Source organism: Sideroxyarcus sp. TK5 (assembly GCF_054601595.1).
This window is the reverse complement of record NZ_BAAHSJ010000005.1, coordinates 208,666-235,568: the sequence shown is the minus strand read 5'-3', so window position 1 is coordinate 235,568 and position 26,903 is coordinate 208,666. Positions and strand designations below refer to the sequence as shown.

The following is a 26,903-nucleotide window of genomic DNA, read 5'->3' as shown; positions in this document are numbered from 1 at the left end:
GATGAGACTGCGTGTGCTTGGATGTAGTGGCGGGGTCGGTGGCAATTTTCGCACCACATCGCTGCTGCTCGATCATGATGTCCTGATCGATGCCGGTACCGGACTGGGTGATCTGAGCCTGGCCGAGATGAGTGTCATCGACCATATATTCATCACGCATTCGCACCTGGATCACATCGCCTGTCTGCCATTGCTGGTCGATAGCGTGGGCTTCATGCGCGACAAGCCTTTGGTGATCCATGCGACGGCAGAGACCTTGGCGATCCTGCAGGAGCATGTATTCAACTGGGAGATATGGCCTGATTTTGCGGAGATCCCCAACCTTCACCAGCCCGTGATGCGCTACGAAGAGATCAGGGTAGGCGAAACGGTCGATGTCGGGGGGCGCAAACTGACCCCTCTTCCCGTCAATCATGTGGTACCTGCGGTCGGCTTCCGCATCGATAGCGGCCAAGCCAGTCTGGCATTCAGCGGAGATACCACGACTTGTGATGCACTTTGGGACGCGGTGAACCGGATACCGAATCTGCGTTATCTGATCGTCGAGACAGCATTCTCCGATGCGGAAAAGGAGTTGGCGGTGTTATCCAAACACCTGTGTCCAAGCATGCTAGCGGAAGAATTGAAGAAGCTGAAACTGCATCCCGAGATATTCATCACGCACTTGAAGCCGGGTGAGGTCGAGTTGACCATGCGCGAGATCGGCGAGAGGGTTCAAGCCACGGCCCCCAGGATATTGCAGAACGGACAGACGTTCGAATTTTGATCGATTGAAGATATGAACGACATACTGGATATTCGTGTACTCGCCGCATTGGAGCCCATCTCCAGTTTCAGTCCTGCGCGGTTGCGCGAGCTGCTGGATTATTGCCATGTGGAGAACGTGGCACCGGGAGAGAATCCATTCGAGAGCCGGCCGCTGAAGGGCCAATCCGTATATCTGCTGCGCGGAGAGATCGAGCTGGACTTTGCGGACGACAACAGGGTGACGATGCGCGCAGACTCCGAGTGGGCGCGTCATCCGATAGGCAAAAGACAGCCGGAGATCCGCAGTGCCAAAGCTTTGAGCAACGTGATGTTGTTGCGTGTGGACGATGACTTGCTCGATCGCATGGTGACCTGGGATCAGTTCGCCAGTCATGACGACATCAAGCCGAGGATAGACAAAGGCGGCACGGATGCGGCTGTAAGAAGGTTGCTCAATTCCGGCATGTTCAGTGCCGAGAACCTGAACCATGGGCCGTTCGCCCATCTGCCTCCCGCCAATATCGGGAAGTTGCTCAATCGCGTCGAGGCCATCGCGGTGTGGGAGAAGGATGTGATCATCCGCGAGGGTGAAGAGGGAGATTACTATTACCTGGTGGAAAGCGGTCGCGCCCAGGTCACACGCCTGGTGGGCGGTGCCAATCTGGTACTGGCGGAGCTGAAAGCGGGGGATGTGTTCGGCGAAGAGGCGCTGATCTCGGATACCAAACGCAACGCCACGGTGACGATGCGCAGCAACGGTGTGCTGCTCCGCCTGAAGAAGCAGGACTTCCTCGAGTTGATGCAGGAGCCCCTGCTGCACCGGATCTCCTTCGGGGAGGCCAAAGAAAAAGTGAAGCGGGGTGCCATATGGCTGGATGTGCGCCACCCGCCCGAATATCGCTATGACAAATTGCCCGGTGCCATCAATGTGCCACTCAACGACATCCGCAATGCCATCGGCGTGTTGAGCAAGGTGACGCCGTATATCGCCTATTGCCAGAGCGGCCGCCGCAGTGCCGCCGCGGCTTTCATCCTGGCGCAGGCCGGATATGACGTATATGTGCTGGAGAACGGCCTCTGGTCGGTGCCCAAGGCACTTCAGCAGTAAGGGGAGAGAAGATGAATAGTCCTGTGCAAGGCAATCCGAATGAAATGAGCGTGCGCCTTGAGTTCACCAAGAACCTCAACCACGTCACCAACAAGATCCATGCGACCAGCAACATCGACGAGATCATGCTCGATGTCAGCAAGGATATCTGCGCACTGTTCAATGCGGATCGTCTGACCATCTATGTCGTCGGCGATGACAAGGCTTCGCTGGTTTCCAAAGTCAAAACGGGTCTGAACTCTTTCAAGGACCTGAAACTGCCCATCGCAGAGCAAAGCATCGCGGGCTTCAGCGCCGTACACAAGAAGTTGCTCAACATCAAGGATGTGTATGACCAGCAGGAGCTGGCGGCACATAGCCCGACCCTGCGTTTCCTGCAGGATGTGGACAAACGCACCGGTTATCGCACCAAGCACATGCTGGTCGCTCCCATCGTGGACGAAGGTGGTGAACTGGTCGGTGTGATGCAGGTCATCAACAACAAGGCAGGATTGCCGTTCCCGGCCATGGTCGAGGAAGGCGTGAAGGAACTGGCGCAGACCCTGGCCGTCGCTTTGCGCCAGCGTCAACAACAGAGCGGGGCCATCAAGACCAAATACGACTATCTGGTGGCCGATGCCGTCATGTCTGCCGCGGAATTCGAACTGGCCACGCGTACCGCGCGCCGCAAAGTCGTGGACGTCGAGAACGTGCTGATCGACGAGTTCCAGATCAAGCTGGACGCGCTGGGCAATGCACTGTCAAAATTCTTCGGAGTGCCGTACGAGCCGTTCCAGGCGGACCGGGTCAAACCCAGCGAGCTGCTGCGCAACCTGCGCCGGGAATACGTGGAGAGCAGCCACTGGGTCCCCATAGACGACACCCCCGAAGGGCTGGTCATCCTGACGACCGATCCAGAGCGGATCCAGGCTTCCCGCGTCGTCAACAACATCTTCCCCAAGAACCGCCTGATCTACAAAGTCTGTTCCCAGCGCGAATTCAAGATGACGCTGGATCACTTCTACGGCGGAGGAAGTACGGCCGGAGAGGGCACGGGTGTCTTCGGTGCCATGGACGATTCATCGGTCGACGACCTGCTCACGTCGCTGGGCGGCGAAGACGACGAAGAGGTGAGTGGTGTGAATCAGGACGACCTGAATGCTGCCGCCGATAACGAGCTGGTCAAGCTGGTCAACAAGATCATCGTCGATGCCTACAAGATGGGCGCATCCGACATCCACATCGAGCCCGGTCCTGGCAAGATGAAGACGCAGATCCGCGTGCGCAAGGACGGTTCACTGTTGAACTACATCGAGATCCCGTCCACCTACCGCAATGCACTGGTCACCCGCCTCAAGATCATGTGCGACCTCGACATCTCCGAGAAGCGCAGGCCGCAGGACGGCAAGATCAAGTTCAAGAAATTCGGTCCGCTGGATATCGAATTGCGTGTGGCGACCATTCCCTCTCAGGGCGGTGTGGAAGACGTTGTGATGCGTATCCTTGCATCGGGTGAACCGATCCCGCTGGACAAGATGGGCTTCTCCGACCGCAATCTGGACCTCATCAAGAAGACGGTGTCCAAGCCCTATGGGCTGTTCTTCGTGTGCGGCCCGACCGGTTCCGGTAAGACGACCACGCTGCACTCCATCCTCAAGCACATCAACACGCCCGACACCAAGATATGGACGGCGGAAGATCCGGTCGAGATCACCCAGAAAGGTCTGCGCCAGGTGCAGATCAACAAGAAGGCCGGGCTGGATTTCGCCACCGTCATGCGCGCTTTCCTGCGTGCCGACCCGGATGTGATCATGGTCGGCGAAATGCGCGACAAGGAGACGGTGTCCACCGGTATCGAGGCTTCGCTCACCGGTCACCTGGTGTTCGCCACCCTGCACACCAACAGTGCTCCGGAATCCATCATCCGCTTGCTGGATATGGGCATGGACCCGTTCAACTTCGCCGATGCGCTGCTGGGCATCCTGGCGCAACGTCTGGCGAAACGCCTGTGCAAGCATTGCAAGAAGCCGCATGTCGCGACCCAGGAAGACATCAAGTCCCTGCTGACCGAGTATGCGGAAGAGTTGCGAAGCACGGAGACATGGAAGAAGGATGCCGCCGCTGCAAGCAAGGCCTTGTACGCAGAGTGGCTGAAACTGTTCGGGGACGACAAGGGGCAGATCACGTTGTATGAGAAGGTCGGCTGCGAGAAATGCTCCAACACCGGCTATGCCGGCCGCGTCGGTCTGCATGAACTGCTGATCGGTACCGACCCGGTGAAGAAAGCCATCCAGGAACACGCGCGGGTCGCCGAGTTGTTCGCCATCGCGCTGGAAGAAGGGATGCGCACCTTGAAGCAGGATGGTATCGAGAAAGTGCTGCAAGGCATCACCGACATCCATCAGGTCCGGGCCGTCTGTATCAAGTAGAAGCTGATTCCCGGTCGGCTGGGGGGGCGCTTGTTCCGGTTCGCCGACCAGGCATGAAAGGTTAAAGTGGATACGACCAAGGTCAAAGCCTACATGGCGCAGGAGCAGGCTCAACGCACCATGCTGGAGAGCCTGCTCAATCGCCTGAACGACCTCAACGCGATCGGCGCGTCTCTCTCCAGTGAGCGCAACATCGACAAGCTGCTGGAGAGCATCCTGAGCGCCGCGATGAAGATCACCAATGCCGATGCGGGCACCCTGTATCTGCTCGATGCAGAGAATCAGACGCTGACTTTCGAGATACTGCGCAACCGTTCCCTTGGCATCAGCATGGGCGGAACATCCGGCGAATCCATCCCTTTCTACCCCATCCACATGATCGGCAAGGATGGGGCGCCCAACCATGCCATGGTGGTCAGCCATGCCGCCTTGAGCGGGGAGACGGTCAATATCCCGGACGCGTATATCGCCGAGGGCTTCGACTTTTCCGGCACCAAGCATTTCGACGCCAAGACCGGCTATCGCTCCCGCTCCTTCCTGGCCGTGCCGATGCGTGACCACGAGCACGAAGTGATCGGCGTGCTGCAGCTCATCAATGCATTGGACGACAAGGGAGGCGTGCAGCAATTCTCCCTGGACGACCAGAAGCTGCTCGAATCGCTCGCTTCGCAAGCCGCCATCGCGATCAGCAATCGCAGACTGATCCTGCAGATGGAAGAACTGTTCGAATCCTTCATCAAGCTCATCAACACCGCGATCGACGATAAATCCCCCTACACCGGCGGACACTGTGCCCGTGTGCCGGCGCTGACCATGATGCTGGCCGAGGCAGCCAGCCGCAGCGACAGGGGCGGGCTGAAGGAATTCAAACTGACCGACCAGGACAGGTATGAGCTCAAGATGGCCGGCCTGTTGCACGACTGTGGCAAGATCACCACACCCGTTCATGTGGTGGACAAGGCGACCAAGCTGCACACCCTGTTCGACCGCATACAGCTGATCGACACGCGTTTCGAGGTGCTCAAACGCGATGCCGAGATCGCGATGCTGCGCGGTGAACTGAGCAAGGAGGGATATCAAGCCCGCCTGAATCAACTGGAGGATGACCGGGCGTTCCTGCGCCGCACCAACATAGGCGGCGAGAAGATGTCGGATGCGGACATCGAGAGGGTGCGCGCGATCGCGTCATATCGCTGGCGAGATGTGGACGGCACGATGCGCGATTTCCTGTCGGCAGACGAGACCGAGAACCTGACCATCCGCGCCGGCACACTCACTGCCGAGGAGCGCGAGATCATCAACCACCACATCGTGGTGACCATCAAGATGCTCGAATCGCTGCCCTGGCCCAAGCACCTCAAGCGTGTCCCGGAATATGCCGGCGGTCATCATGAACGCATGGACGGCAAGGGTTACCCGAAAGGGCTGACCCGAGAGCAGATGTCCATCCAGGCCAGGTTGATGGGTATCGCGGACATCTTCGAGGCGCTCACCGCCAAGGATCGTCCTTACAAGCCCGGCAAGACGCTGACTGAATCGCTGAACATCCTCGGCAACTTCAAAATCAACGGCCATATCGACCCCGAACTGTTCGATGCCTTCATCCGGGAGAAGGTCTATCTCGAATACGCGCGCCAGTTCCTTGCGCCGGAACAGATCGATGTTGTGGACGAAGCAAGAATCCCCGGCTACCAGGCATGACTGACAAAAAACGTCACATCCCGACTGAATTGGGGCAGTTTTGATCGATCCGGCCCTGTGAAAGCCATCCGATTCAGCATTGGACGATGGCACGCAACCTGCTACTATTCGCTCGCACACCCCGTGTGTGCCCGCAAGGGCAACTTCCTAACCCGCTAAGGAGATAAACAATGAAGCAAGTTCAAAAAGGTTTCACCCTGATCGAACTGATGATCGTGGTCGCGATCATCGGTATTCTGGCTGCTGTGGCGATCCCGTCCTATCAAGACTATGTCACAAAGGCTAAATTCTCGAAGATCGCTACGACAACTGCTTCGGTAAAGACAGCCTTGGCAATGTATGCACAGGACAATGGCTTGACTACATTCACCGGTGCATTCACTGCCGCGGATAGCTGGACATCTATGGGCTTGAGCGGTGCACCTACGACCTCAGCTGAAGTATCGGCCATCAGTGTCAGTGTGGACGGTGTCATTGAGGCTACTGTTGCCCCCGGCGTGATTGGATCTGGATCGTGTGGTTATGTCCGCTGGACACCGACGATGGGCAGCACGAACATCGTTTGGACTGTTACGACCAATTGTGCTGCTCCCGCCCCTACACTCGTTGCCAAATGGAAGTGATAGCAACAGTTTGCCTGTAGTCGGCTGATGCAAAAGTCCCCTTGATTGGGGACTTTTGCTTTTTTGGATTTGCTTTGGGTAAAGTCAAGATGGGGATGCAGCTATTCTTTGCAGGAGACAGGCCTCGCGCGTTCATACTTCTGTTGCTGACGGCGATAGTCTATGTCCCATTTTTGAACAATCCGCTGGTGTTCGATGACGTCTCATTTTTTGATCGCGCCATCTCTTTCTACGCCAACGCCCATTTTGATTTCAACCTGCGCTGGTTCCCCTATACAACGATGGGGGTCACCTGGGTCTTTGCCGGTGACACACCTTGGGTATATCGGATCCAGAATCTGCTTCTTCATGGGGCCAATGTCCTGCTCATCTTGCTGTTGCTGCGCTTATGGATAGGTATATTTGTTACTGAGCCGATCCTGTTGCAAAAATGTCTGGTCGGCGCATGGGTCGCAGCTCTGGTATTCGCCTGCCACCCGCTGGCTGTATATGGCACGGGGTATCTGGTGCAGCGCAGCATTCTCATGGCAACGTTCTTTATGCTGGTGATGCAGATCGCCTATCTGAAAGGATTGCTGGAGGGGAGTTGGCGCATGATGGTTATTGCCGTGGCAGGCTATTTTGTAACTGTATTCAGCAAAGAACATGCCTTGCTGGCACCAGCGATCTTGCTCCCGCTCACTTGGATATTGAGAACGCGCATCATGATTTCACGTGGTGCTTTGATTTCGGTATGGGGAGCCATGATCCTGATTGGGGCCATCGTGGTGATGAAGAGCGTTGGGATATTGGGCGAACCTTATGAGTTTCAGGCTGCGCAATTACTCAGTTTGCAGGGCGCTCCACAGGACGCTTTCAGTCTGCATGTCCTGAGCCTGTTGACGCAAGCAAAATTGTTTTTCAAATACTGCGCCTTGATGTTATTTCCCAACCCTGCCTGGATGTCGATAGATATGCGAGAGAGTTTTTTTGTGAGTTACACAGAATTCTCTGCCTGGCTGGGCTTGCTTGCCTATGTGGGTTACGGAGTGGGGGCTTTGGCTTTGTTGTTGAAGCGAGGGCGATTGGCGCTGTTGGGATTGGCGATGCTGTACCCATGGGTGTTGTTCCCGATCGAATTCACAGCTATAAGGACGCAAGAGATATTTGTTCTGTATCGAGCCTACTTGTGGCTGCCCGGATTCATGCTGCTATGGGTGTTGCTTGTGTCGCTATTGCCGACAGTCAGATTAATCTGGCTGAGCACGATGGTTTTTCTCGCGCATTTGCCGTTTTCCTGGAATAGATTGTGGGTGATGTCTGATAACTATCGTTTGTGGGATGATGCGGTTCAATTGCTGCATGGTGAGGATAAGGTCGGAGCTCAGCGCATATATTATGGCCGTGCGTTTGCATCCGGTGAAAAGCAGGATTATGAGAAAGCGATAGCAGACTTCAGGAAGTCGCTCGATTTTGACCCGAGTAACGACAAGGTTCATATGATGCTGGCGAAATCCCTTTATCAGTCAGGAAGATACCGTGAGGCGGCTGATGAGCTAACACGCATGATCGAGCTGAATCGGAATGATGGTGAGGCCTTCTTCAGGAGGTCTGTGTCATATAAGGCGCTGGGTGATACCGTAGCAGCGTCACAGGATCTGCAGCGAAGTTGCGAGCTTGGCTACACTTTTTCCTGTGCCGCGATAAATCTTTCCAAGTCAAGATGACGCGCCGTGAACTGGATAGGGGGCGATATCTTCCGCTATTCAGTGATTTGATGTGAGAAGGTTGATTCTATAATGCATCCCATAGGCTAGCGTCTGTGAGTTGTTGACTCACCTCATGGGTGCACTCATGTCAGCTTGTTCATTGCTGGGTCATCCAGTTAGATAAAGGCAACCCCCAATCCTTGTAGGAACTCTTCCTACCGAAAAATCGGAAAACCTCCGATTTTCTTACACCCGTGGTCCCCGCAAAATGCAACCGTCGAATCAAGACAACAATGATTTTTGCGAGGGGACGGCTATGAATACCAATCAGGTTCACGAAGAGATCCGCGAGATCAATCTTTCCTACATGATGCTGGCACAGCAGATGATCCGCAGCGACAAGGCCAGCGCGATATTCCGTCTCGGCATCAGCGAGGAGCTGGCCGAGTTGATCGACGGCTTGTCGCCGGCGCAGATGCTGAAGATGACGGGATCCAACATGTTGTTGTGCCGTTTCCGCTTCGACGAGCAATTGTTGTTGAACATGATCACCGACTACAACAAGGACCGCATGATGTCCCATGCGCATGCCACCATCCTGATGGCCGGCCAGCAAGTCGAAGCCTTGGCCGCTTAAGGAGCCGATCATGCGCAACAAGAGTGTGGTGAACGAGGCGCGCGAGATCCAGATCGCGGTGGACCTGATCAATCTGGGCGCGCGCTTGCAGCTGCTGCAAGAGGAGACCAATCTGAGCCGTGAGCGTCTGCTCAAGCTCTACAAGGAAGTGAAGGGCGAATCGCCCTCCAAGGGCATGCTGCCTTATTCCACCGACTGGTTCATGAGCTGGTTGCCGAACATCCACTCTTCGCTGTTCATGGGAATCCACCAGTTCCTGGTTAAGAATGCGAACGTCTCCGGTGTCGAGGCGCTCATCAAGAGTTACCGTCTGTATCTGGAACAGGCCGAGGTCGGCGAAGACGAGCCGACCCTGAGCATCACCCGCGCCTGGTTCCTGATCCGATTCTTCGAGGCCGGCATGATGCAACTGACGCGCTGCAAGGAATGCGGCGGCCATTTCGTGGTGCACACCAACGAATTGTGCGATGAATACAGTTGCGGCATCTGCCGCCCGCCCTCGCGCGCGGGCAAGACCCGCAAGGCAGCCCAGCTTGCTGCGGCAATGGCATGATCGCCAGCAGTTGAACGATGATGTCCAGTTCTCATCGCCGCCACGTCCGGAGCATGATCGGGTGTGGCGGCGATTGGTTTTCCGGGAACTGAAAGGCTCGAATTGCCCTGTATATGCCGGTTTGTTCGCGTAATGAAGCCAAAAAGAGCCTGCTAGGATACGATTGAGCCTTGGATAGGCATAAGTAGAGGTGAACCATGCTGGTAATCGTTGGATATGTTGTGGTGCTGGGCTCGGTCTTTGGCGGCTACGCGTTGGCGGGCGGCCATCTGGGCGGTTTGTACCAGCCTCTTGAGTTGTTGATGATCGGTGGCGGTGCGCTGGGCGCATTCTTCGTGGGCAACAGCATGGGTGCCATCAAGGCGACCTTCAAGGCGATCCCGCTCATTTTCAAGGGCTCCAAATACAACAAAGAGACCTACATGGAGCTGATGGCGCTCATGTACGAGTTGCTGGGCAAGGTGCGCAAGGAAGGCATGATGTCCATCGAGGGCGATGTCGAGAACCCCAACGAGAGTGCCATTTTCGCCAAGTATCCCAAGATATTGAACGACCATCATGTGGTCGAGTTCATCACCGACTATCTGCGCATCATGGTCAGCGGCAACCTGAACGCGATGGAGATCGAGAACCTGATGGATGTGGAGATCGAGACGCATCACCATGAGGCCCTGGTGCCGTCGCATGTCATCGCAAAACTGGGCGACGGCATGCCGGCTTTCGGTATCGTCGCCGCCGTGATGGGCGTGGTGCACACCATGGAGTCGGTGGGGATCCCGCCGGCAGAGCTCGGTATCCTAATCGCGCACGCGCTGGTCGGTACTTTCCTCGGTATCTTGCTGGCCTATGGTTTCGTGGGCCCGCTGGCGGGACTGCTGGAGCAGAAAGCGGACGAGGAGAGCAAGATCTATCAGGCGGCCAAGGTGGTGCTGTTGGCCAACCTGAACGGTTATGCGCCGGCGATGGCGGTCGAGTTCGGGCGCAAGGTGCTCAACTCCACAGACCGCCCCGGATTCGCCGAGCTTGAAGAACACGTCAAGCAGAAGCGCTAGGACGAAGCGATGAATCATGGCTGAAGACAAGAACAAACGCCCCATCGTCATCAAGCGCATCAAAAAGGTGGCGGGCGGCCATCATGGCGGTGCATGGAAGATCGCTTACGCGGACTTCGTGACGGCGATGATGGCGTTCTTCTTGTTGATGTGGTTGCTGGGCTCCACCGCCAAAGGGGATCTGCAGGGGATCGCGGAGTATTTCAAGACCCCCCTGAAAGTTGCACTGATGGGCGGCGAAGGCAGCGGCGACAGTTCCAGCATCATCAAGGGCGGCGGGCAGGACCTGACCCGCACGGAAGGTCAGGTGAAGAAGGGGGAGATCGAGGCCGAGAAGAAGGTCATCAACCTCAAGGCCGCCAAGCAGGAGTTCCTGCGACTGGAGGCGAAGAAAGAGATCGATGCATTGCGCCAGCTGAAGAAGAACATCGAGGCGGCGATAGAGAACAACAAGAAGCTCGAGAAGTTCAAGGACCAGATCTTGCTCGACCTGACCACGGAAGGGTTGCGCATCCAGATCGTGGACGAGAAGAACCGGCCCATGTTCCAGAGCGGCAGTGCGCAACTGGAGGATTACACGCGCGACATCCTGCGCGAGATCGGCAAGACCTTGAACGATATGCCGAACAAGGTCAGCCTGTCGGGCCACACCGATGCGCAGCCTTTCGGGATCAAGGGCGGGCGGTACAGCAACTGGGAGCTGTCGGCCGACCGTGCCAACGCATCACGCCGCGAATTGATCTCGGGCGGTCTGGCGGATGACAAGATCGTGCGCGTGGTGGGGCTTTCTTCGGCGGTGTTGTTCGACAAGGCGGAACCGCTGAACCCGATCAATCGACGCATCAGTATCATCGTGATGAACAAGAAGGCAGAAGAGGCGGCACAGCAGGATGGCGGTACGGTGCAGATCGATGCCGAGGACGGCGATGCGGCAGAGGCGTTGGGTGTTTCCGGTGTGGCAGCCTCCTCGCCGGAAGGGGCGGCTGCCGCGAACGAGGTGACGGAAACCGCGCCACAAGGGGCTTTGCCGGCAGGGTTGCATTAAAGAAGCTTGAAAAACGGCCGTTAGCCAGTCATAAGCGGCAATTTACGCAGGGGGAATGAACATGAACAAATGGTGGAGCAAACTTTCGCTGAAGAGCAAACTTCAGATCCCGATCCAGCTGATCCTGCTGGCCATCATGGTGCTGGCGCAACGCTCGGCGCTGAGTACGTTCGAGGAGCGCATCCTGGAAGAGGCGCGGCAAAAAGCCGAGGTCTCTGCCGACGGCGTGCTGAACGGGCTCAACATGCTGATGCTGAACGGCATCATCAGCGATGCCGACCAGCGCAAGCTGTATGTGGAGAAGATGGGGGCTTCGAACAAGGTGGTCAATCTGCGCGTGATGCGCCACACCCCCGTCATCGAACAATTCGGTGCCGGATTGCCTTCCGAGCAGGCCAAGGATGAGATGGACAGGGAGGCATTGTCCACCGGCAAGCAGCAGACGCGGGTGGAGAAGCAGGGCGAGTTGCACACCTTGCGCGTCGTCGTGCCGTTCATCGCGCAGGCGGATTTCCGCGGCACCAATTGCCTGATGTGCCACATCGTTCCTGAAGGTTCCGTCAACGGTGCGGCCAGCATCACGCTGGACGTTTCCGAGGAGTTCGATCTGATGGCGCGTGCCAATACCGTGTTGTGGGGCATCCAGATCGCGATCCAGATATTCCTCTATTTCATGATCGGCTGGCTGATCGGATTCGTCACCGGGCCGACCCGGACGCTGCAGCAAGCCATGCTGACGATGCAGGCTACCGGCGACCTGTCCAAGCGTGCCCCGGTGAGCACCGAGGATGAAGTCGGGCAGACCGTGCAGGCGTTCAACGCGCTGGCCAACAATTTCCAGGTCATCGTATCGCAGGTCGACGGACAAGCTTCGCAAGTGGCGAGCGCCTCGCATTCCCTGTCTGGCGATGCCGCCACACTGGCGACCAGTGTGCAGAAGCAAAGCGATGCGGCGGCCGTCGTGGCGAGCGCAGTCTCGCAAGTGAGCAGCAGTATCGGCCAGGTCGCGGAAAGTACCAGCCGCGTGGCCAAACTCTCCCACGAGAGTCTGGAACGCGCCAATCGCGGACAGGAGAGTTTGCAGGAGATGGTGCAGGAACTGAGCAACGTCGAGCGTGCGGTGGGCGAGATCGCCAATTCGGTCAACCAGTTCGTGGCCAACACGCAGAGCATCACCAGCATGACGCAGCAGGTGCGCGACATCGCCGAGCAGACCAATCTGCTGGCACTGAATGCCGCGATCGAGGCGGCGCGCGCCGGCGAGCAGGGCCGAGGCTTCGCGGTGGTGGCCGATGAAGTGCGCAAGCTGGCGGAGAAGTCCGCCCAGTCCGCCACCCAGATCGACGAAGTGACGCAGTCGCTGGGCAGCCAGTCCGAGCAGGTCGAGCGCACGGTGCAGACCGGCATGAGCGCCTTGCAGACCAGCCAGGCACATGTGGGTGATGTGACCAAGATCCTGATCGAATCGAACCAGTCGGTCGGCGGCGTGAATGAAGGACTGGAGGAGATATCCCGTTCCATCAATTCACAGCGCGACGCGGCACAGGAGATCGCGCGCAACGTCGAGAACATCGCCGCCATGGCCGAGCAGAGCAATGCCGTGGTGCAACGCACCGTGGCATCTGCGCAAACCATGGAACAAGTCGCGGAAAGTCTGAAATCCACGGTGGGCAAATTCAAGATCTGATGAGCAGGCAGCACCAGGAGGAAGATCATGCAAAACAAGAACGCATATGTGTCGCAGAAGGAGGTCACCTTCCCGGAGGGGGAGGTGCTGATCTCCAAGACCGACACCAAGGGCATCATCACCTATTGCAATGACGCCTTCGAGCGGCTGTCCGGTTTTTCACGCGAAGAGTTGATCGGCAAGAGCCACAACATCGTGCGCCACCCCGACATGCCGCCGCAGGCATTCAAATGGTTGTGGGATACCCTGAAATCCGAACGTCCGTGGCGCGGGTTGGTGAAGAACCGCTGCAAGAACGGTGACCACTATTGGGTGCGTGCCACGGTCGCTCCCATCCTGGAAGGCGGCAATATCATCGGCTATGTCTCGGTGCGACGGCCTCCCACGCGGGCGCAGATCGCCAGGGCAGAATCCAAGTATCGCGAACTCAACCAGGGCGGCGGCGAGGTCGTCTCCCGCTACGAGAAGTTCAAGATCAAGAACTGGTCGCTGAAAGCCAAGCTGCAGGCCGCGATCCAGATCCCGCTGTTGCTCATCCTGACCGTGGCGCAGATGTATCTGACCGGCAGCATGCAGGACGAGGCGAAGCTGCAGGCGGAATCCAAAGGCGCACAGATCGCCACGCAGATCATCGACAACGCCAACATGCTGATGGTGACCGGCCAGATCGGTATCGAGGAGAACCGCAAGCTGCTGATCGAGAAGGTCACCTCATCGGGTCATGTGAAATCCGCGGTCATCCTGCGTTCGGATCATCTGGCATCCCAGTACGGTGCCGGCACGCCCGAGCAGAAGGCCAGGGACGACGTGCAGCGCGATGTCCTGACTTCCGGCAAGGCTAAAGTGAGCTATGGCGAAGACAGTGCCGGTTCACCGATCCTGCGTATCGTCACCCCCTATCCCGCCAGCAAGGACTTCCACGGCACGGATTGCACGCTGTGCCATGCCGGGCCGGATAACTGGGTGACGGGTGCATCCGACATCACCATCGACCTCAAGGACGATTTCGACCGCATCCATCTGATGGAGATGAAGGTACTGGCAGGACAGATCGTGCTGCAACTGTTCCTGTTCTTCTTCATCGGCTACTGCGTGGACCGCTTCATCCATCGTCCGCTGTCCCAGGTCGAAAGAGAATTCCGCAACATCATGGAAGGCAACCTGGATACCGAACTGGACATCACCATCCAGGACGAGATGGGCAAACTGTTGTGCGCGATCCAGACCATGCAGACCTATCTGCGCACCATGGTGGACGAGATCGTCACGCCGGTCGGCAAGATGCGCGACAAGGTACGCTCCGTGGACGAGAAGGTGGGCATGGTGGCGAGCAATGCCGTGACGGAACAGGCGCAGATACAAAGTATCGCGGCGACCATGGAGCAGTTCAGCCAGTCCATCGCCGAAGTGGCGAACATGGCGTCCGACTCACTGACCGAGATGAAGCGTACCCAGAGCATCGTGGAACAGAACAATGCGAATATGGGGCTCAGTATCGACGCGACCACCAAGGTGGCCGAGACCGTGCAGCGCTCCAGCAAGACCATTTCCGATCTGGGGGCTTCCATAGAAAGAATCGGTAAAATAGCAAACTCGATCAAGGAGATCGCCGACCAGACCAACCTGCTGGCGCTGAATGCCGCGATCGAAGCGGCGCGTGCCGGCGAGCAGGGTCGCGGGTTCGCGGTGGTGGCGGACGAGGTGCGCAAGCTGGCGGAACGCACGGCCTCAAGCACCAAAGACATCACCAGGACCATCGCCGAGATCACGGCCATCTCCGAGGAGGCGGTCAAATCCATGGGCGAGGCGGTGACCGAGGTGGAGAGTGGTATAACCCTCATCCGCACCAATGGCGAGCAGCTGAAAGAAGTGATGGAGGCTACCGTGAGCATGTCGCAGCGCATCGATCACATCACGCTGTCGTCGAAGGAACAATCGGTGGCAGGTGAGAACGTGGCCAAGAGTCTGGAACACATCACCAGTCTGGTGGACGAGAATGCCCGGTCTTCGCAGCAGACGCGCGATGCGGCGGTAGAACTGGCGAAGTCGGCCGATGAATTGAGCAAGGCCGGTTATCCGCTGACCAAATGTGGCATGCGGAACCAGGGCTGAGCAAGGAGGAAGCAATGTCAGAACTGTTAAAGAATATCGACGCGCGCACCAAGCTTGCGGGTACCAACAAACTGGAGATATTGATGTTCTCCCTCGGCAAGGACCTGCGCACCGGTCGCGAGGAGACCTTCGGCATCAACGTGTTCAAGGTGCGCGAAGTGATGCGCATACCAGAGATCACACGCGCGCCAGAGATGCCCCCGTCGGTCGAGGGCATGGTGAGCCTGCGCGGTGCACTGGTGCCGGTGATCGATCTGGCGAAATATATCGGCATGGAGTCCGACACCAAGCCTGGCATCATGATCGTGACCGAGTACAACGGTCACACGCAGGGCTTCCTGGTGAAGTCGGTGGATAACATCCTGCGTCTGGACTGGTCTGCGATGCGCGTTCCGCCCGAGATGCTGGTGGCCGAGATGGGCGGACTGGTGACTGCCATCACCGAGCTGAAGGACAAGCGGCTGGTGATGATGCTGGATGTGGAGAAGGTGCTGGCGGAGACCGGTCACTTCGGCTCCGACGAGATGATCTTCAAGGCGGTCCAGCCCATCAACAAGGAGAACCGCACCGTGTTCTTCGCCGACGATTCGTCCGTCGCCCGCAACCAGATCGCGCGCACCCTCGAGGCGATGGGCGTCAAATCCATCTCCGCCATCAACGGGCGCAAGGCTTGGGAGGAGCTGGCACGCATGGCGGACTATGCCGAGTCTTCCAACACGCCGTTGAAAGAGATGGTGCAGGTGATCCTGACCGACGTGGAGATGCCGGAGATGGACGGCTACATGCTGACCCGCAAGATCAAGGCGGACAAGCGCTTCAACGGGATCCCGGTGCTGATGCATTCCTCGCTGTCCAGCAGCTCCAACCAGCAGTTGGGTAAGGCGGTCGGCGTGGATGAATATGTACCCAAGTTCGAACCGCAGAAATTGTCGCAGACGCTGGCGCGTCTGCTGGGATAAGGGGGCACGACATGGCATACAACGAAGACATGCTGGCATCAGAACACGACGGGCTGCTCGATCATATCGATGCGCGCACCAATCTTGCGGGCACCAACAAGATGGAGATCCTGTTGTTCAATCTGGGCACGGAAGAGAAGTTCGGCATCAACGTGTTCAAGGTGAAGGAGGTGTCGCAGGCCGGCAAGATCACGCGCACCCCCAATATGCCGCAGGGCGTGGACGGCATCGTCAGCCTGCGCGGTCATGTGATGCCGGTGCTGAACCTGGCGAAGTTCATGGCGATCCGCGAGGAACAGCCGCACCAGACCATGATGGTGGCCGAATACAACAACCATATCCTCGGCTTCCTGGTGAAGGATGTGGATCGCATCATCCGCGTCGACTGGGACAAGGTGCGGCCGACCGAGGGCATGCTGTCCGACAAGGACGCGCTGATCACCGCCATCACCAATCTGGATGACGGCTCGCTGGTGTCCATCCTGGATGTGGAGCAGATCCTGTCCAACGCGTTCGGCGAGGCCATCGTCGGCAACGTCGAACGCATCGAGTCCGCGCATGACCTGTGCGTGTTCTTCGCGGATGATTCGATGGTCGCGCGGCGCAAGATCGTCGAGGTGCTGGACCGCATGGGTGTCAAGCACATCCAGTCCAACAACGGGCAGGAGGCGTGGGACCGTTTGCGCGCGATGGCGGATGCCGCCCAGAGCAGCGGACAGAACCTGCATGACCAGATCCAGGTCATCCTGACCGATGCCGAGATGCCGGCCATGGACGGCTATGTGCTGACCCAGTATGTGAAGAACGACCGACGCTTCGAGGGTATCCCGGTGGTGATGCACTCGTCGCTGTCGTCCGATGCCAACCGCGCGATGGGCAAGCGTGTGGGCGTCGACTATTACGTGCCCAAGTTCGACTCGATGGTGTTGTCGTCGACCTTGCGACCGTTGCTGACATAACAAGCTGTATGGAAGGTGTAACGAGGAGATTGAGATGGGAATAGAGAACACAAAATTTCTGGTGGTGGATGATTTCTCCACGATGCGACGCATCGTGCGCAATCTCCTGAAAGAGCTGGGTTTCGTCAACGTGCAGGAAGCAGAGGACGGTGTCGATGCGCTGAACAAACTCCGCAGCGAGCAGTTCGAGTTCGTGGTGTCGGACTGGAACATGCCGAACATGACCGGCATCGAACTGCTGCGCGCCATCCGCGCCGATGCGTCACTCAAGCATCTGCCGGTATTGATGGTGACGGCAGAAGCGAAGAAGGAGAACATCATCGAGGCGGCACAAGCGGGAGCGTCCGGCTACGTGGTCAAGCCGTTCACTGCCGCGACGCTGGATGAGAAACTGAAGAAGATATTCGCGGCTAACCCGCATCTGAACAAGTGAGGTGAATCATGGCTAATCCTGCAAATCAAGACTCGGACGATCTCGAAGCACTGTTCGACAGCATCATTTCCGCCAATACCGACGAGCCCAAGGCGCCGGCCAAGGTGATCCAGCTGAACGCCGATGCCGAGCCCGCGAAAGTCATCAACCAGGTCGGACAGATGGCGCGCAAGCTGCATGACACGCTGCGCGAGCTGGGCCTGCACAATGAGATCGAGAAGGCGACCTCTTCCATCCCCGATGCGCGCGACCGCCTCAACTATGTCGCGACCCTGACGCAGCAGGCCGCCGAGCGCGTGCTGACCGCCACGGAAGCGGCGCAGCCGCTGGTCGACAAACTCTCCGACGAATCGCAGCGCCTGGCCTCGCAGTGGGATCTGCTGTTCCAGAAGAAACTGGATGTGCAGCAGTTCAAGGAACTGGTCACGCAGACACATGCCCATCTGCACGAGGCCCCCAAACAGGGCAAGGAAGTGAACGCCTATCTGCTCGAGATCATGATGGCGCAGGACTTCCAGGATCTGACCGGGCAGGTCATCAAGAAGATCATCCAGTTGACGCAGGAGATGGAGAAGCAACTGGTAGAACTGTTGCTGGAGAACGCACCGCCTGCGGTGCGTGCCGAGAACTCGGGTCTGCTGAACGGTCCGGTTATCAACGCTACCGGCAGGAACGATGTGGTCACCAGCCAGGATCAGGTGGACGACCTGCTGGAAAGTTTGGGATTTTAACCATGACGTGTATGAACAGCAGGTCTGCAACACCTCCCGCACCAGACGGCTACGCCGCACCGTGTCGGAATGGCTACCTGCTGGAGAGCTTGGGGTTCTAGAACGAGAAGGTCAAAAGGCGAAGAGAGAAGTGGCGTTGCGAGCGGAGGTCCGATCCGGCCCGCAGAGCCAGCTTCCCTAACCAGGAGAAGAACATGAACGATTTTGCCGGAATGGAAGACCTGTTGAGCGATTTCCTGATGGAAGCGGGAGACATGTTGTCCGATGTGGACAGCAAACTGATGGAGCTTGAGAAAGCGCCCGACGACAGTGGTTTGCTGAACGAGATATTCCGCGGTTTCCACACCATCAAGGGCGGGGCCGGATTCCTGAATGCAACGGAACTGGTCACCTTGTGTCATCTGACCGAGAACCTGTTCGACAAACTGCGCAACAAGGAGCTGAAGCTCAGTGCGGAACTGATGGATGTGATCTTCGCCGCCACGGCGGAAGTGCGCCATATGTTCGGTGCCCTGCAGCAGAGCGTGCAGCCGCAGGCGGCACCCGCCGACATCATCCGAGCCCTGAAGGATGCGCTGGAAGGCAAGGCGGTCGCTGCGATCAAATCTGCCGCCGCCCCTTCTGCCGCAGCACCTGCGGCAGCACCCGCACCGGCGGCCCTGCCGACCATCGAGGCGGAGAACGTCGACTGGGACGCCTTGTACAAGGCGCTCACCGGCAGCGATATCGTCGAGCAGGTCGGTGCCAAGCGCGATCCGGAAGTGATCAAGCAGGCGATCAACGAAGAAGAATCCACACGCAAAGCGTTCGGCAGACGTTCCACCGACGTGCCGGGCAGCACGGTCGGCCGGCGCGGCGGCGATGTGCCGGCAACCGAAGCCAAGGAGACCACCATCCGGGTGGATACCGAGCGTCTGGACCAGGTGCTCAACCTGTCGGGCGAGATCGGTCTGACCAAGAACCGGTTGACGCACCTGCGCTCGGACATCCTGCAGGGCCGCACGGACGCCGATATCCTGCGAGAACTGGACCTGTCCGTGACACAACTCGACATGCTGGTGGTCAACCTGCAGAACGCGGTGATGAAGACGCGCATGCAGCCGATCGGCCGACTGTTCAAGAAATATCCGCGCCTCGCACGCGATCTGGCACGCTCGCTGGGCAAGGATGTGGAGCTGGTACTGTCCGGCGAAGAGACCGAGATGGACAAGACCATGATCGAGGACCTGAACGACCCGCTGGTGCACTTGGTGCGCAACGCGGTCGACCACGGCGTGGAGACGATAGAGGAGCGCCGCGCTGCTGGCAAGCCGGAAAAGAGCGTGGTCGAACTTTCCGCCCGGCAGGAGGGTGATCACATCCTGATCACCATCACCGATGACGGCAAGGGGATGCGCCCCGAAGTGATACGCAACAAGGCGGTGGAGAAGGGGCTCATCACCAACGAGGTGGCCAACACGCTGGACGAGAACCAGTGTCTGGAGCTGGTGTTCCTGCCCGGCTTCTCCACCAAGGACGAGATATCCAGTGTATCGGGACGCGGCGTCGGCATGGACGTGGTGAAGACCAATATCCAGAAGCTGAACGGCAGCATCCAGATCCAGTCCGAAGTCGGCAAGGGTTCCACCTTCTCCATCTCGCTGCCGCTGACGCTGGCCATCCTGCCGGTGCTGGTGCTGCGCCTGGGCGACCAGTCTTTCGCAGTGCCGTTGTCCATGGTGCGCGAGATCCTGCCGGTCACGCGAGACGCGCTGCAACAGGTTTCCGGCAAGGCGACCATGATCGTGCGCGGCGAGGTGTTGCCGGTGCTGCCGCTCACCCAGCTCATCGGCTGGGGCAGCAATGAGCGGTCCGAGGTCGGGGTGCTGATGCAGTTCGGCAGCAACAGCTTCATCCTGACTGCGGACGGTTTCGTCGGCCATGAGGATGTGGTTATCAAGTCGCTGGATACCTTCCGCCCCAAGGGCGTGGCGGGTGTCACCATGTCCAGCGAGGGCGATATCGTGCTGATCCTGGACATCAAGGAACTGCTGAGCGACGTGCGCGGCAACTGAACCGATAACAAGAACAGCAACAACCGGAGGATTAGATGTTTGCAGCACTTTCGTTGAAGAAAAAATTCCTTGCCCTGGAAGCGACGTCGTTCGCCATGTTCGTGGCGATGGCGGTGTTCGCGCTGGTCATGCTCAAGGGGGCAGTGGACGCGGAGCAACACGAGGTGGAAAGACTGAAGTCCGACATCACGGTGATGGAACATATCAGCACCATGGACATCGCGTTCCTGAAGCAGACCAAGCATGCCAAGAACGTGTGGATGCGCGGCGATGATGCGGACAAGAAAAAGAAATACCGGGCCGGTTTCATCGAAGAGCGCGAACGTTTCGAACATAGTCTGCAAGCGGCCAGTGCAGGGCTGAAGCAGCTCGCTGCCGGTCATGAACAGGAATTCGCCGGTTTCATCGGCAAGCTGGACGCGCTGGGTGATGAGCACAGGGATGTGAGTGACCAGTACCTCGCCCAGATCGATGCGCACCGCGGGGACGGCATGGCTTCGGATGCGAAAGTGGAAGGGATAGACCGTCCCGTGCTGGCACATGTCAGGGAGTTGCGTGAAAGTTTCGTGTCCTTCACCGAACAGAAAGCGTCCGAGAAGATATTGCTGGCGCAGCAGGATTATCAACACCGGCGCAACGTGATCATCACCTGGGTTCTGGTCTCGCTGGCCATCTCATTCCTGCTGGCAACCGCCATCATCCGCCAGGTCATGCGCCAGTTGGGTGGCGATCCGCGCGATGTCGCGGCGGTCGTGAATACGATGGCGCAGGGTGACTTCTCGCGGCAGCCTGCTGCCCAGCCCGTGCCGGGCAGCCTGCTGGCGAACGCCTACCTCATGCAGAACAGCCTGCGCGACATGATCGGTCAGGTCAAGTCACAAGCCTACCATGTAGGGGATATGGCCCATAACCTCGCTACCTCGGCCAACCAGATCGCACAGAACGTCAATCATGAGTCGGATTCCGTGTCGGGTATGGCCGCTGCGATCGAGGAATTGAGCGTCTCCACGACGCATATCAGCGACCGGGGCGGCAATGCCAAACAGATCGCCAACAGCTCCCGTGCCAGTGCCGAAAAAGGGGCGCAGGTCGTCAACAAGACGGTCGCCGGCCTGCTGGAGATCGCGGGCGAGATCGAGAGCGCCTCGGGTGAAGTTTCGCGGCTCGGCGAGGATGCGTCGCGCATCAGCGATGTGGTGAAGGTGATCAAGGAGATCGCCGACCAGACCAACCTGCTGGCGTTGAATGCGGCCATCGAGGCTGCAAGGGCGGGCGAGCAGGGGCGGGGTTTCGCCGTGGTGGCGGACGAGGTGCGCAAGCTGGCCGAGCGCACCGCCGGGGCGACCAACGAGATCAGCCAGATGTCGGGCAAGATCGGTGCCGTGGCGGCGAATGCCCTGGAGGGGATGGACAAGGTGGTCAATACCACGCGGCTGGGGGTGGCGGATGCCGAGACGGCGCAGACTTCCATCAAGCAGATACAGAGCAGTTTCGGCGAGGTCGCCGGTGTGATCGACGACATCGCGGTGGCGCTGGAGGAGCAGAATGCCGCCGCCACCGAGCTGGCCAAGAGCACCGAGCGAGTGTCGCAGATGTCGGAAGAGAATGCGGGCGCAGCAAAAGGCCTGCTCGATCTGGCGAACTCGCTGGAAATGAAATCAAGGGAAGTCAGGCAGTCGGTGGAAGTGTTCAAGGTCTGACCCGGTTACGAATAAAACAACATCATCAAATCTGGAGGAAGTCATGTTTGGCGGAAAGATCAAGCAGGACTACCAGGCGGCGCAACGCCGTCTGGTAGAGACGGAACGTGACATCGGCAATCTTCGCGACGAACTGTCCAGGCTGGAAAGCCAGCGCGAGTCGTACCGGCAGGAGGCCGAGCAGGCGAAACTGAAATGCGAGGTGGCCGACCGGATATTCGCCAACATGCAGGGATTCGGCGAGTCTTTCATCGCCCTGCAAACCTCGCAGGTCGAGGCGGCGACCTCTTTGGGCGCAGAGAAGCAGCATGCCATCGAGGCGGCGAACGTCTCGGTGAACAACCGCGAAGCGGTGCTCAACATCGCCTCCAGTCTGGAATCGTTGTCCGGCGACACGCTACGCACATCGAAGAACGTGCAGGGACTGACCGAACGTGCGGCGCAGATCGGCAGTATCGTGCAACTCATCAAGGAGATCGCGGACCAGACCAATCTGCTGGCGCTGAATGCGGCCATCGAGGCCGCCCGTGCCGGCGAGCAGGGACGCGGTTTCGCGGTGGTGGCGGATGAGGTGCGCAAACTGGCTGAGCGTACCGCCAAGGCGACCAGCGAGATCTCGGTCATCGTCACCGCCATCCAGGATGAGACGCAGCATGCCCGTACCCAGATGGAAGAATGGGCGGAGAAGTCCAGGGTGTTCAGCAGCGATGTGGGCACTGTGATGGAGAACATGAAGCATCTGCTGGATCTGTCGCATACCATGGAAGGCACCATCTCCGCCGCCGCGCTGCGCAGTTTCGTCGAAGTCGCCAAGATCGATCACATCCTGTACAAGTTCGAGATCTACAAGGTGTTCATTGGTATCTCCGACCGAGCCCCGGACAGCTTCGCCTCGCACACCGCCTGCCGTCTGGGTAAATGGTATTTCGAGGGAGAAGGCAAGGATTGTTTCTCCAAACTGGATGGCTATCAGGCGGTGGCAGCGCCGCACCAGAGCTTCCATCACAACGGCAAAGATGCGGTGGCGGCGTTCCATGCGAACGATCCGTTGCGCGGCATGGAACTGGTGGCCAAGATGGAGGCAGACAGCATGGCCGTCCTGTCCGCACTGGAGCGTATCGCTATCGCCGGAGAAGGGGACAACAGCCTGTTGTGCGCTTCCACGAAATAATGGATGCACCGGGTTCCGGCTGTGCTGTGCGCGGCAGCCGGAGTCAGTGGTTGTGACTTCATGATGAACCGTGAATTCGTTTTTACCGATCAGGACTTCGAGAAGATCCGCGCCCTGATCCATCGCCATGCCGGTATCGCCCTGACAGACAGCAAACAGGAACTGGTCTACAGCCGGTTGGCAAGAAGGCTGCGTGCGACCGGCATCAAGACCTTTGCCGAATACCTGTCGCTGCTGCAGAAAGGTAACGAACAGGAATGGGAGGCGTTCGTCAATTCCCTGACGACCAATCTCACCTCGTTCTTCCGTGAGGCGCATCACTTCAAATTATTGTCGGAGCACCTGAAGAAGCTCGGCCCGTCGCGTCCGATACATCTTTGGTGTTCCGCCTGCTCCACCGGCGAGGAGGCCTATTCGATGGCGATCACCGCCGCCGAGACGTTCGGCGGTTTCGACCACCCGGTCCGCATCATCGCTTCGGATCTGGACAGCCATGTGCTGGTGACCGCCAAAGCCGGTCGTTACAAGGCCGAAGCAGTCCTCAAGCTGGGAACGGAGCGGGTGGCCCGCTTCTTTGTGGCGGATGGGGACGGATATTTCAAGGTGCGCCCGGAATTGCAGCAGTGCATCGAGTTCAAACGCATCAACCTGCTCGATGCCAGCTACCCGATCCGGCAGAAACTGGACGGTATCTTCTGTCGCAATGTGATGATCTATTTCGACAAGGATACCCAGCTCGGCATCCTGAAGAAGTTCGCACCCTTGCTGCACCCGCACGGACTGTTGTTCGCGGGACATTCGGAGAGTTTCTATCATGCCGCCGCCTATTTCAGGCTGCGCGGCCAGACCGTCTACGAGTTGGCCGGACATGCCTGACGGGCGCATCATCGTCGTCGGTTCCTCCACCGGCGGGACGGATGCCTTGCGTGTGTTCCTGTCGCAGATGCCGGCCGATGCGCCGCCCATCCTCATTGCGCAGCATATGCCGGAGAACTTCGTGCCTTCTTTTGCCGAGCGTCTGGACGGGCTGTGCAAGTTGCGCGTCAAACTGGCCGAGCAGGGAGAGGACGTCCGTGGTGGCACGGTATATCTCTCCCCGGGCAATGCCCATCTGCAGATCGCAAGATATGGCGCGGGTTACCGCATCCAGCTGAACGATGGACCGCCGGTGAACTTCCACCGCCCGTCGGTGGAGATGCTGTTCCGCTCCGCCGCCACGGTACTGGGGGCGCGCGCACTCGGCGTGATGCTGACCGGCATGGGCAAGGACGGGGCGGTCGCGATGCGGGAGATGAAGCAGGCCGGTGCCATCAACCTGGCGCAGGACGAGGACAGTTGTGTGGTGTTCGGCATGCCGCGCGCGGCGATCGAACTGGGCGCGGTGGATGAGGTGTTGCCGCTGGAAAGGATCGCCGAGCGGGCGATCCTGCGCAGCAGGGAACGCTGAGCGGGGGCAGACGCGCGGACCGCGCCGCCTGCCGACGGTCAGCCGCGCTTCGCTACATGCGGGTGCTTGTCGGCAACCATCTGGTCGATGACGGCCATCACTTCCAGGCTGGCGTCTTCCGCCACTTTAAGTTGCGCCAGGATCTGATCCTGCAGCGACTCGTCGTGTGCCCAGTTCATCTCCATCAGTGACAGCATGCGATGCACGGAACCGTGCACCTTGCCGTGCGGCACGTCCAGTTTGCGGAACGAGGGCATCTCGCCGAACACGTCCTTGCCGGCACCTTCATACCACTTGCCCAGACGGCAGTTGTGGTGGTCGACACCGACTGCGGTCTTGTATTCCTCGTTGTCCCAGTCGTTGACCAGCACATAGGCGCGCTGTTTGTAGATGACGTGATCGACCTTCACCAGCGAGGCGAAGCTCAGGTCCTGTGCATAGCGGGCGCTGGCCAGCGAGGTCACCGCCGATTCGTAGAACTGGCCGAACTTGTGTTCCAGTTTTCCGATGACGCTCTGCGAGGAATTGGCGATCTCGTGCATCTCCTGCGAGTCGGTCAGCATCTTGGCCGATTCGCTCTGCAGCATCAGCATGATGCGGCCGATGGATTCGGAAGCGTTCTTGGTGTTCTCCGCCAGCTTGCGCACCTCGTCCGCGACCACGGCAAAACCGCGTCCGGCCTCGCCCGCTCGGGCCGCCTCGATGGCGGCGTTCAGGGCGAGCAGGTTGGTCTGGTCGGCGATGGATGTGATCAGGCCGACCGCCTTGGTGATCTCACTGCTGCGCGCATTCAGGTTGGTGATCGCCTCGTTGGCGTGGTTCACCCGCGCCACGATGCCGGACAGGCGCTGCACCACATCCTTCACCGATTCGCGGCTCTCCTCGGCATCCTCGCGCGTGCGGCGCGACAGGCGTGCCAGCTCTTCCATGTTGTCGGTGATGGTCTTCAGGTCGCTCTGGTTGGAGACCAGGTTCTTCAGCAGATTGTCGGTGTTCAGATGGTGGGCGCGCGACAACATGTGCGTGCGCATGGCGCTGCGTTTCTGCTCGGCCATGCCTTCCAGCAGGATGTTCTGGTTGGTCAGCCCTTTCTTGAAGCCGCCGTGCACGCCGCCGCTCATGGCCTGGCGCTCGAAGTTGCCCGCGAGGTTGGCGCGGAAGCTGGTCTCCTGCTCACGGAAGAAGGTGGCCAGCTGGTCCAGCATGTCGTTCACGTCCCAGCACAGCAGGCTGATCTCGTCGCGCGCATGGCCGATGCCGGTGACGCGGGAATTGAACTTGCCCGCCGCGACGGCATGCACCACCTCTTCCACTTTTTTCAGTGGGGACAACCAGCGTCTGGCCAGCATCTGTCCTGCGGCAGAGACAGCGATGCCGACCACCAGGAAGGTGATCATGAACGCATCGAACCCGTGGCGCGCGAAGCTGGTCAGGATGATGACCAGCGTACCGAAGGAGAACGCCCACAACAGGGCGGAGAATCTAGATTGCAAGGACCAGTTCGTCATAGCTCATTCCTTTTTCGTTCAGCAGATCCACCAGGATCTTGGTGGAGGCGGCGATGGCATTGGCCGGTCCGGCCTTGCGCTCGGCTTCCAGCATGGCGGCATACAGCGGGGTCACCGCGTCGATGCCGCTGCGCCTGGGTTTGCGTCGTACCGAGAAATATCCGTTGATGTTGCCGGAAGAATCGAAGGTCGGCGTCACGTTGGTGAATACCCAGTAGAAGCCGCCGTCCTTGGACATGTTCTTCACATAGGCGAAGCATTCCTCTTTCTTCTGGATCTTGTCCCACAATAGCTGGAACACTGCGCGCGGCATGTCCGGGTGTCGGATGATGTTGTGCTGGGTACCCAGCAATTCTTCTTCCTGGTAGCCTGAGAACTCGATGAAGATGCGGTTGCCGTAGGTGATGCGGCCTTTGGTGTCGGTCATGGAGACGATGAAGTCGTCGTCCCGCATCACGCGCTCGAACGTGGTCGGTGTGATATCCCTTTTCATGCTTCCCCCTGATGCATTATGTCTGTCTTATCGGCGACTTCCGTGTTTGCTTGAGACGCCTGCCGCTAATGATGCCATCTTATGCCT

The 26,903-nt window shown here is 58.7% G+C and carries 23 protein-coding genes; 21 read left to right on the top strand and 2 right to left on the bottom strand.

The genetic code is table 11. From position 1 onward, the window contains the following. Position 1: 1 nt before the first annotated feature. From ACYPYQ_RS10615 to ACYPYQ_RS10515, 21 genes are all read left to right on the top strand, one after another. The gene (locus ACYPYQ_RS10615; protein WP_459723803.1) at positions 2-766 is read left to right on the top strand and encodes an MBL fold metallo-hydrolase; all 765 of its coding nucleotides are present in this window, start codon (positions 2-4) and stop codon (positions 764-766) included. 12 nt (positions 767-778) lie between these two features. After that, positions 779-1,855 carry a cyclic nucleotide-binding domain-containing protein gene (locus ACYPYQ_RS10610; protein WP_459723802.1) on the top strand — a complete coding sequence of 359 codons (1,077 nt, stop codon included), beginning with the start codon at positions 779-781 and terminating at the stop codon, positions 1,853-1,855. A gap of 11 nt (positions 1,856-1,866) precedes the next feature. Beyond that, the gene (locus tag ACYPYQ_RS10605) at positions 1,867-4,263 is read left to right on the top strand and encodes an ATPase, T2SS/T4P/T4SS family (protein ID WP_459723801.1); all 2,397 of its coding nucleotides are present in this window, start codon (positions 1,867-1,869) and stop codon (positions 4,261-4,263) included. 93 nt (positions 4,264-4,356) lie between these two features. Then, positions 4,357-5,964, top strand: a complete 1,608-nt coding sequence (locus ACYPYQ_RS10600) for an HD domain-containing phosphohydrolase (RefSeq protein ID WP_459723825.1) — start codon at positions 4,357-4,359, stop codon at positions 5,962-5,964. 170 nt (positions 5,965-6,134) lie between these two features. Continuing rightward, complete coding sequence (locus ACYPYQ_RS10595; RefSeq protein WP_459723800.1) at positions 6,135-6,587, top strand: pilin; 453 nt, start codon at positions 6,135-6,137, stop codon at positions 6,585-6,587. Between the two features lie 74 nt (positions 6,588-6,661). Next, positions 6,662-8,293 carry a tetratricopeptide repeat protein gene (locus ACYPYQ_RS10590; protein ID WP_459723799.1) on the top strand — a complete coding sequence of 544 codons (1,632 nt, stop codon included), beginning with the start codon at positions 6,662-6,664 and terminating at the stop codon, positions 8,291-8,293. Between the two features lie 298 nt (positions 8,294-8,591). Continuing rightward, entirely contained in the window at positions 8,592-8,912 is a 321-nt protein-coding gene (flhD, locus tag ACYPYQ_RS10585; RefSeq protein ID WP_459723798.1) for a flagellar transcriptional regulator FlhD, read from the top strand. A gap of 10 nt (positions 8,913-8,922) precedes the next feature. Then, the gene (gene flhC / locus ACYPYQ_RS10580; RefSeq protein WP_459723797.1) at positions 8,923-9,465 is read left to right on the top strand and encodes a flagellar transcriptional regulator FlhC; all 543 of its coding nucleotides are present in this window, start codon (positions 8,923-8,925) and stop codon (positions 9,463-9,465) included. Between the two features lie 197 nt (positions 9,466-9,662). Further along, entirely contained in the window at positions 9,663-10,517 is an 855-nt protein-coding gene (motA, locus tag ACYPYQ_RS10575; protein WP_459723796.1) for a flagellar motor stator protein MotA, read from the top strand. 16 nt (positions 10,518-10,533) lie between these two features. Further along, the gene (gene motB, locus ACYPYQ_RS10570) at positions 10,534-11,562 is read left to right on the top strand and encodes a flagellar motor protein MotB (protein ID WP_459723795.1); all 1,029 of its coding nucleotides are present in this window, start codon (positions 10,534-10,536) and stop codon (positions 11,560-11,562) included. A gap of 55 nt (positions 11,563-11,617) precedes the next feature. Further along, on the top strand, positions 11,618-13,249 hold the full coding sequence (locus ACYPYQ_RS10565; RefSeq protein ID WP_459723794.1) for a methyl-accepting chemotaxis protein: 1,632 nt from the start codon (positions 11,618-11,620) through the stop codon (positions 13,247-13,249). Positions 13,250-13,276: 27 nt separating this feature from the next. Continuing rightward, positions 13,277-15,361, top strand: coding sequence for a methyl-accepting chemotaxis protein (locus ACYPYQ_RS10560; RefSeq protein ID WP_459723793.1), 2,085 nt, complete (start codon positions 13,277-13,279; stop codon positions 15,359-15,361). A 14-nt stretch (positions 15,362-15,375) separates the two neighbouring features. Further along, positions 15,376-16,320, top strand: a complete 945-nt coding sequence (locus tag ACYPYQ_RS10555; RefSeq protein WP_459723792.1) for a chemotaxis protein — start codon at positions 15,376-15,378, stop codon at positions 16,318-16,320. 11 nt (positions 16,321-16,331) lie between these two features. Further along, complete coding sequence (locus ACYPYQ_RS10550) at positions 16,332-17,279, top strand: chemotaxis protein (protein WP_459723791.1); 948 nt, start codon at positions 16,332-16,334, stop codon at positions 17,277-17,279. 34 nt (positions 17,280-17,313) lie between these two features. Then, positions 17,314-17,712, top strand: coding sequence for a chemotaxis response regulator CheY (cheY, locus tag ACYPYQ_RS10545; protein ID WP_459723790.1), 399 nt, complete (start codon positions 17,314-17,316; stop codon positions 17,710-17,712). Positions 17,713-17,720: 8 nt separating this feature from the next. After that, a complete protein-coding gene (gene cheZ / locus ACYPYQ_RS10540) occupies positions 17,721-18,443 on the top strand; it encodes a protein phosphatase CheZ (RefSeq protein ID WP_459723789.1) in 723 nt (240 codons plus the stop codon). A gap of 194 nt (positions 18,444-18,637) precedes the next feature. Continuing rightward, complete coding sequence (locus ACYPYQ_RS10535) at positions 18,638-20,497, top strand: chemotaxis protein CheA (RefSeq protein WP_459723788.1); 1,860 nt, start codon at positions 18,638-18,640, stop codon at positions 20,495-20,497. Positions 20,498-20,532: 35 nt separating this feature from the next. Beyond that, complete coding sequence (locus ACYPYQ_RS10530) at positions 20,533-22,197, top strand: methyl-accepting chemotaxis protein (protein WP_459723787.1); 1,665 nt, start codon at positions 20,533-20,535, stop codon at positions 22,195-22,197. Positions 22,198-22,240: 43 nt separating this feature from the next. After that, positions 22,241-23,368, top strand: coding sequence for a methyl-accepting chemotaxis protein (locus tag ACYPYQ_RS10525; RefSeq protein WP_459723786.1), 1,128 nt, complete (start codon positions 22,241-22,243; stop codon positions 23,366-23,368). A 60-nt stretch (positions 23,369-23,428) separates the two neighbouring features. After that, positions 23,429-24,244: a CheR family methyltransferase gene (locus tag ACYPYQ_RS10520; protein ID WP_459723785.1), complete on the top strand. Its 816-nt coding sequence runs from the start codon at positions 23,429-23,431 to the stop codon at positions 24,242-24,244. Then, positions 24,237-24,815 carry a CheB methylesterase domain-containing protein gene (locus ACYPYQ_RS10515; RefSeq protein WP_459723784.1) on the top strand — a complete coding sequence of 193 codons (579 nt, stop codon included), beginning with the start codon at positions 24,237-24,239 and terminating at the stop codon, positions 24,813-24,815. The genes ACYPYQ_RS10520 and ACYPYQ_RS10515 overlap by 8 nt, the downstream gene beginning before the upstream one ends. 38 nt (positions 24,816-24,853) lie before the next feature. Here ACYPYQ_RS10515 and ACYPYQ_RS10510 read toward each other — a convergent pair whose 3' ends face one another. Together ACYPYQ_RS10510 and ACYPYQ_RS10505 are read right to left on the bottom strand one after the other, a co-directional pair. Beyond that, entirely contained in the window at positions 24,854-26,323 is a 1,470-nt protein-coding gene (locus ACYPYQ_RS10510) for a methyl-accepting chemotaxis protein (RefSeq protein ID WP_459723783.1), read from the bottom strand. Further along, positions 26,298-26,816 carry a PAS domain-containing protein gene (locus tag ACYPYQ_RS10505; protein ID WP_459723782.1) on the bottom strand — a complete coding sequence of 173 codons (519 nt, stop codon included), beginning with the start codon at positions 26,814-26,816 and terminating at the stop codon, positions 26,298-26,300. Before ACYPYQ_RS10505 ends, ACYPYQ_RS10510 begins: the two co-directional genes overlap by 26 nt. Positions 26,817-26,903 lie beyond the last annotated feature (87 nt).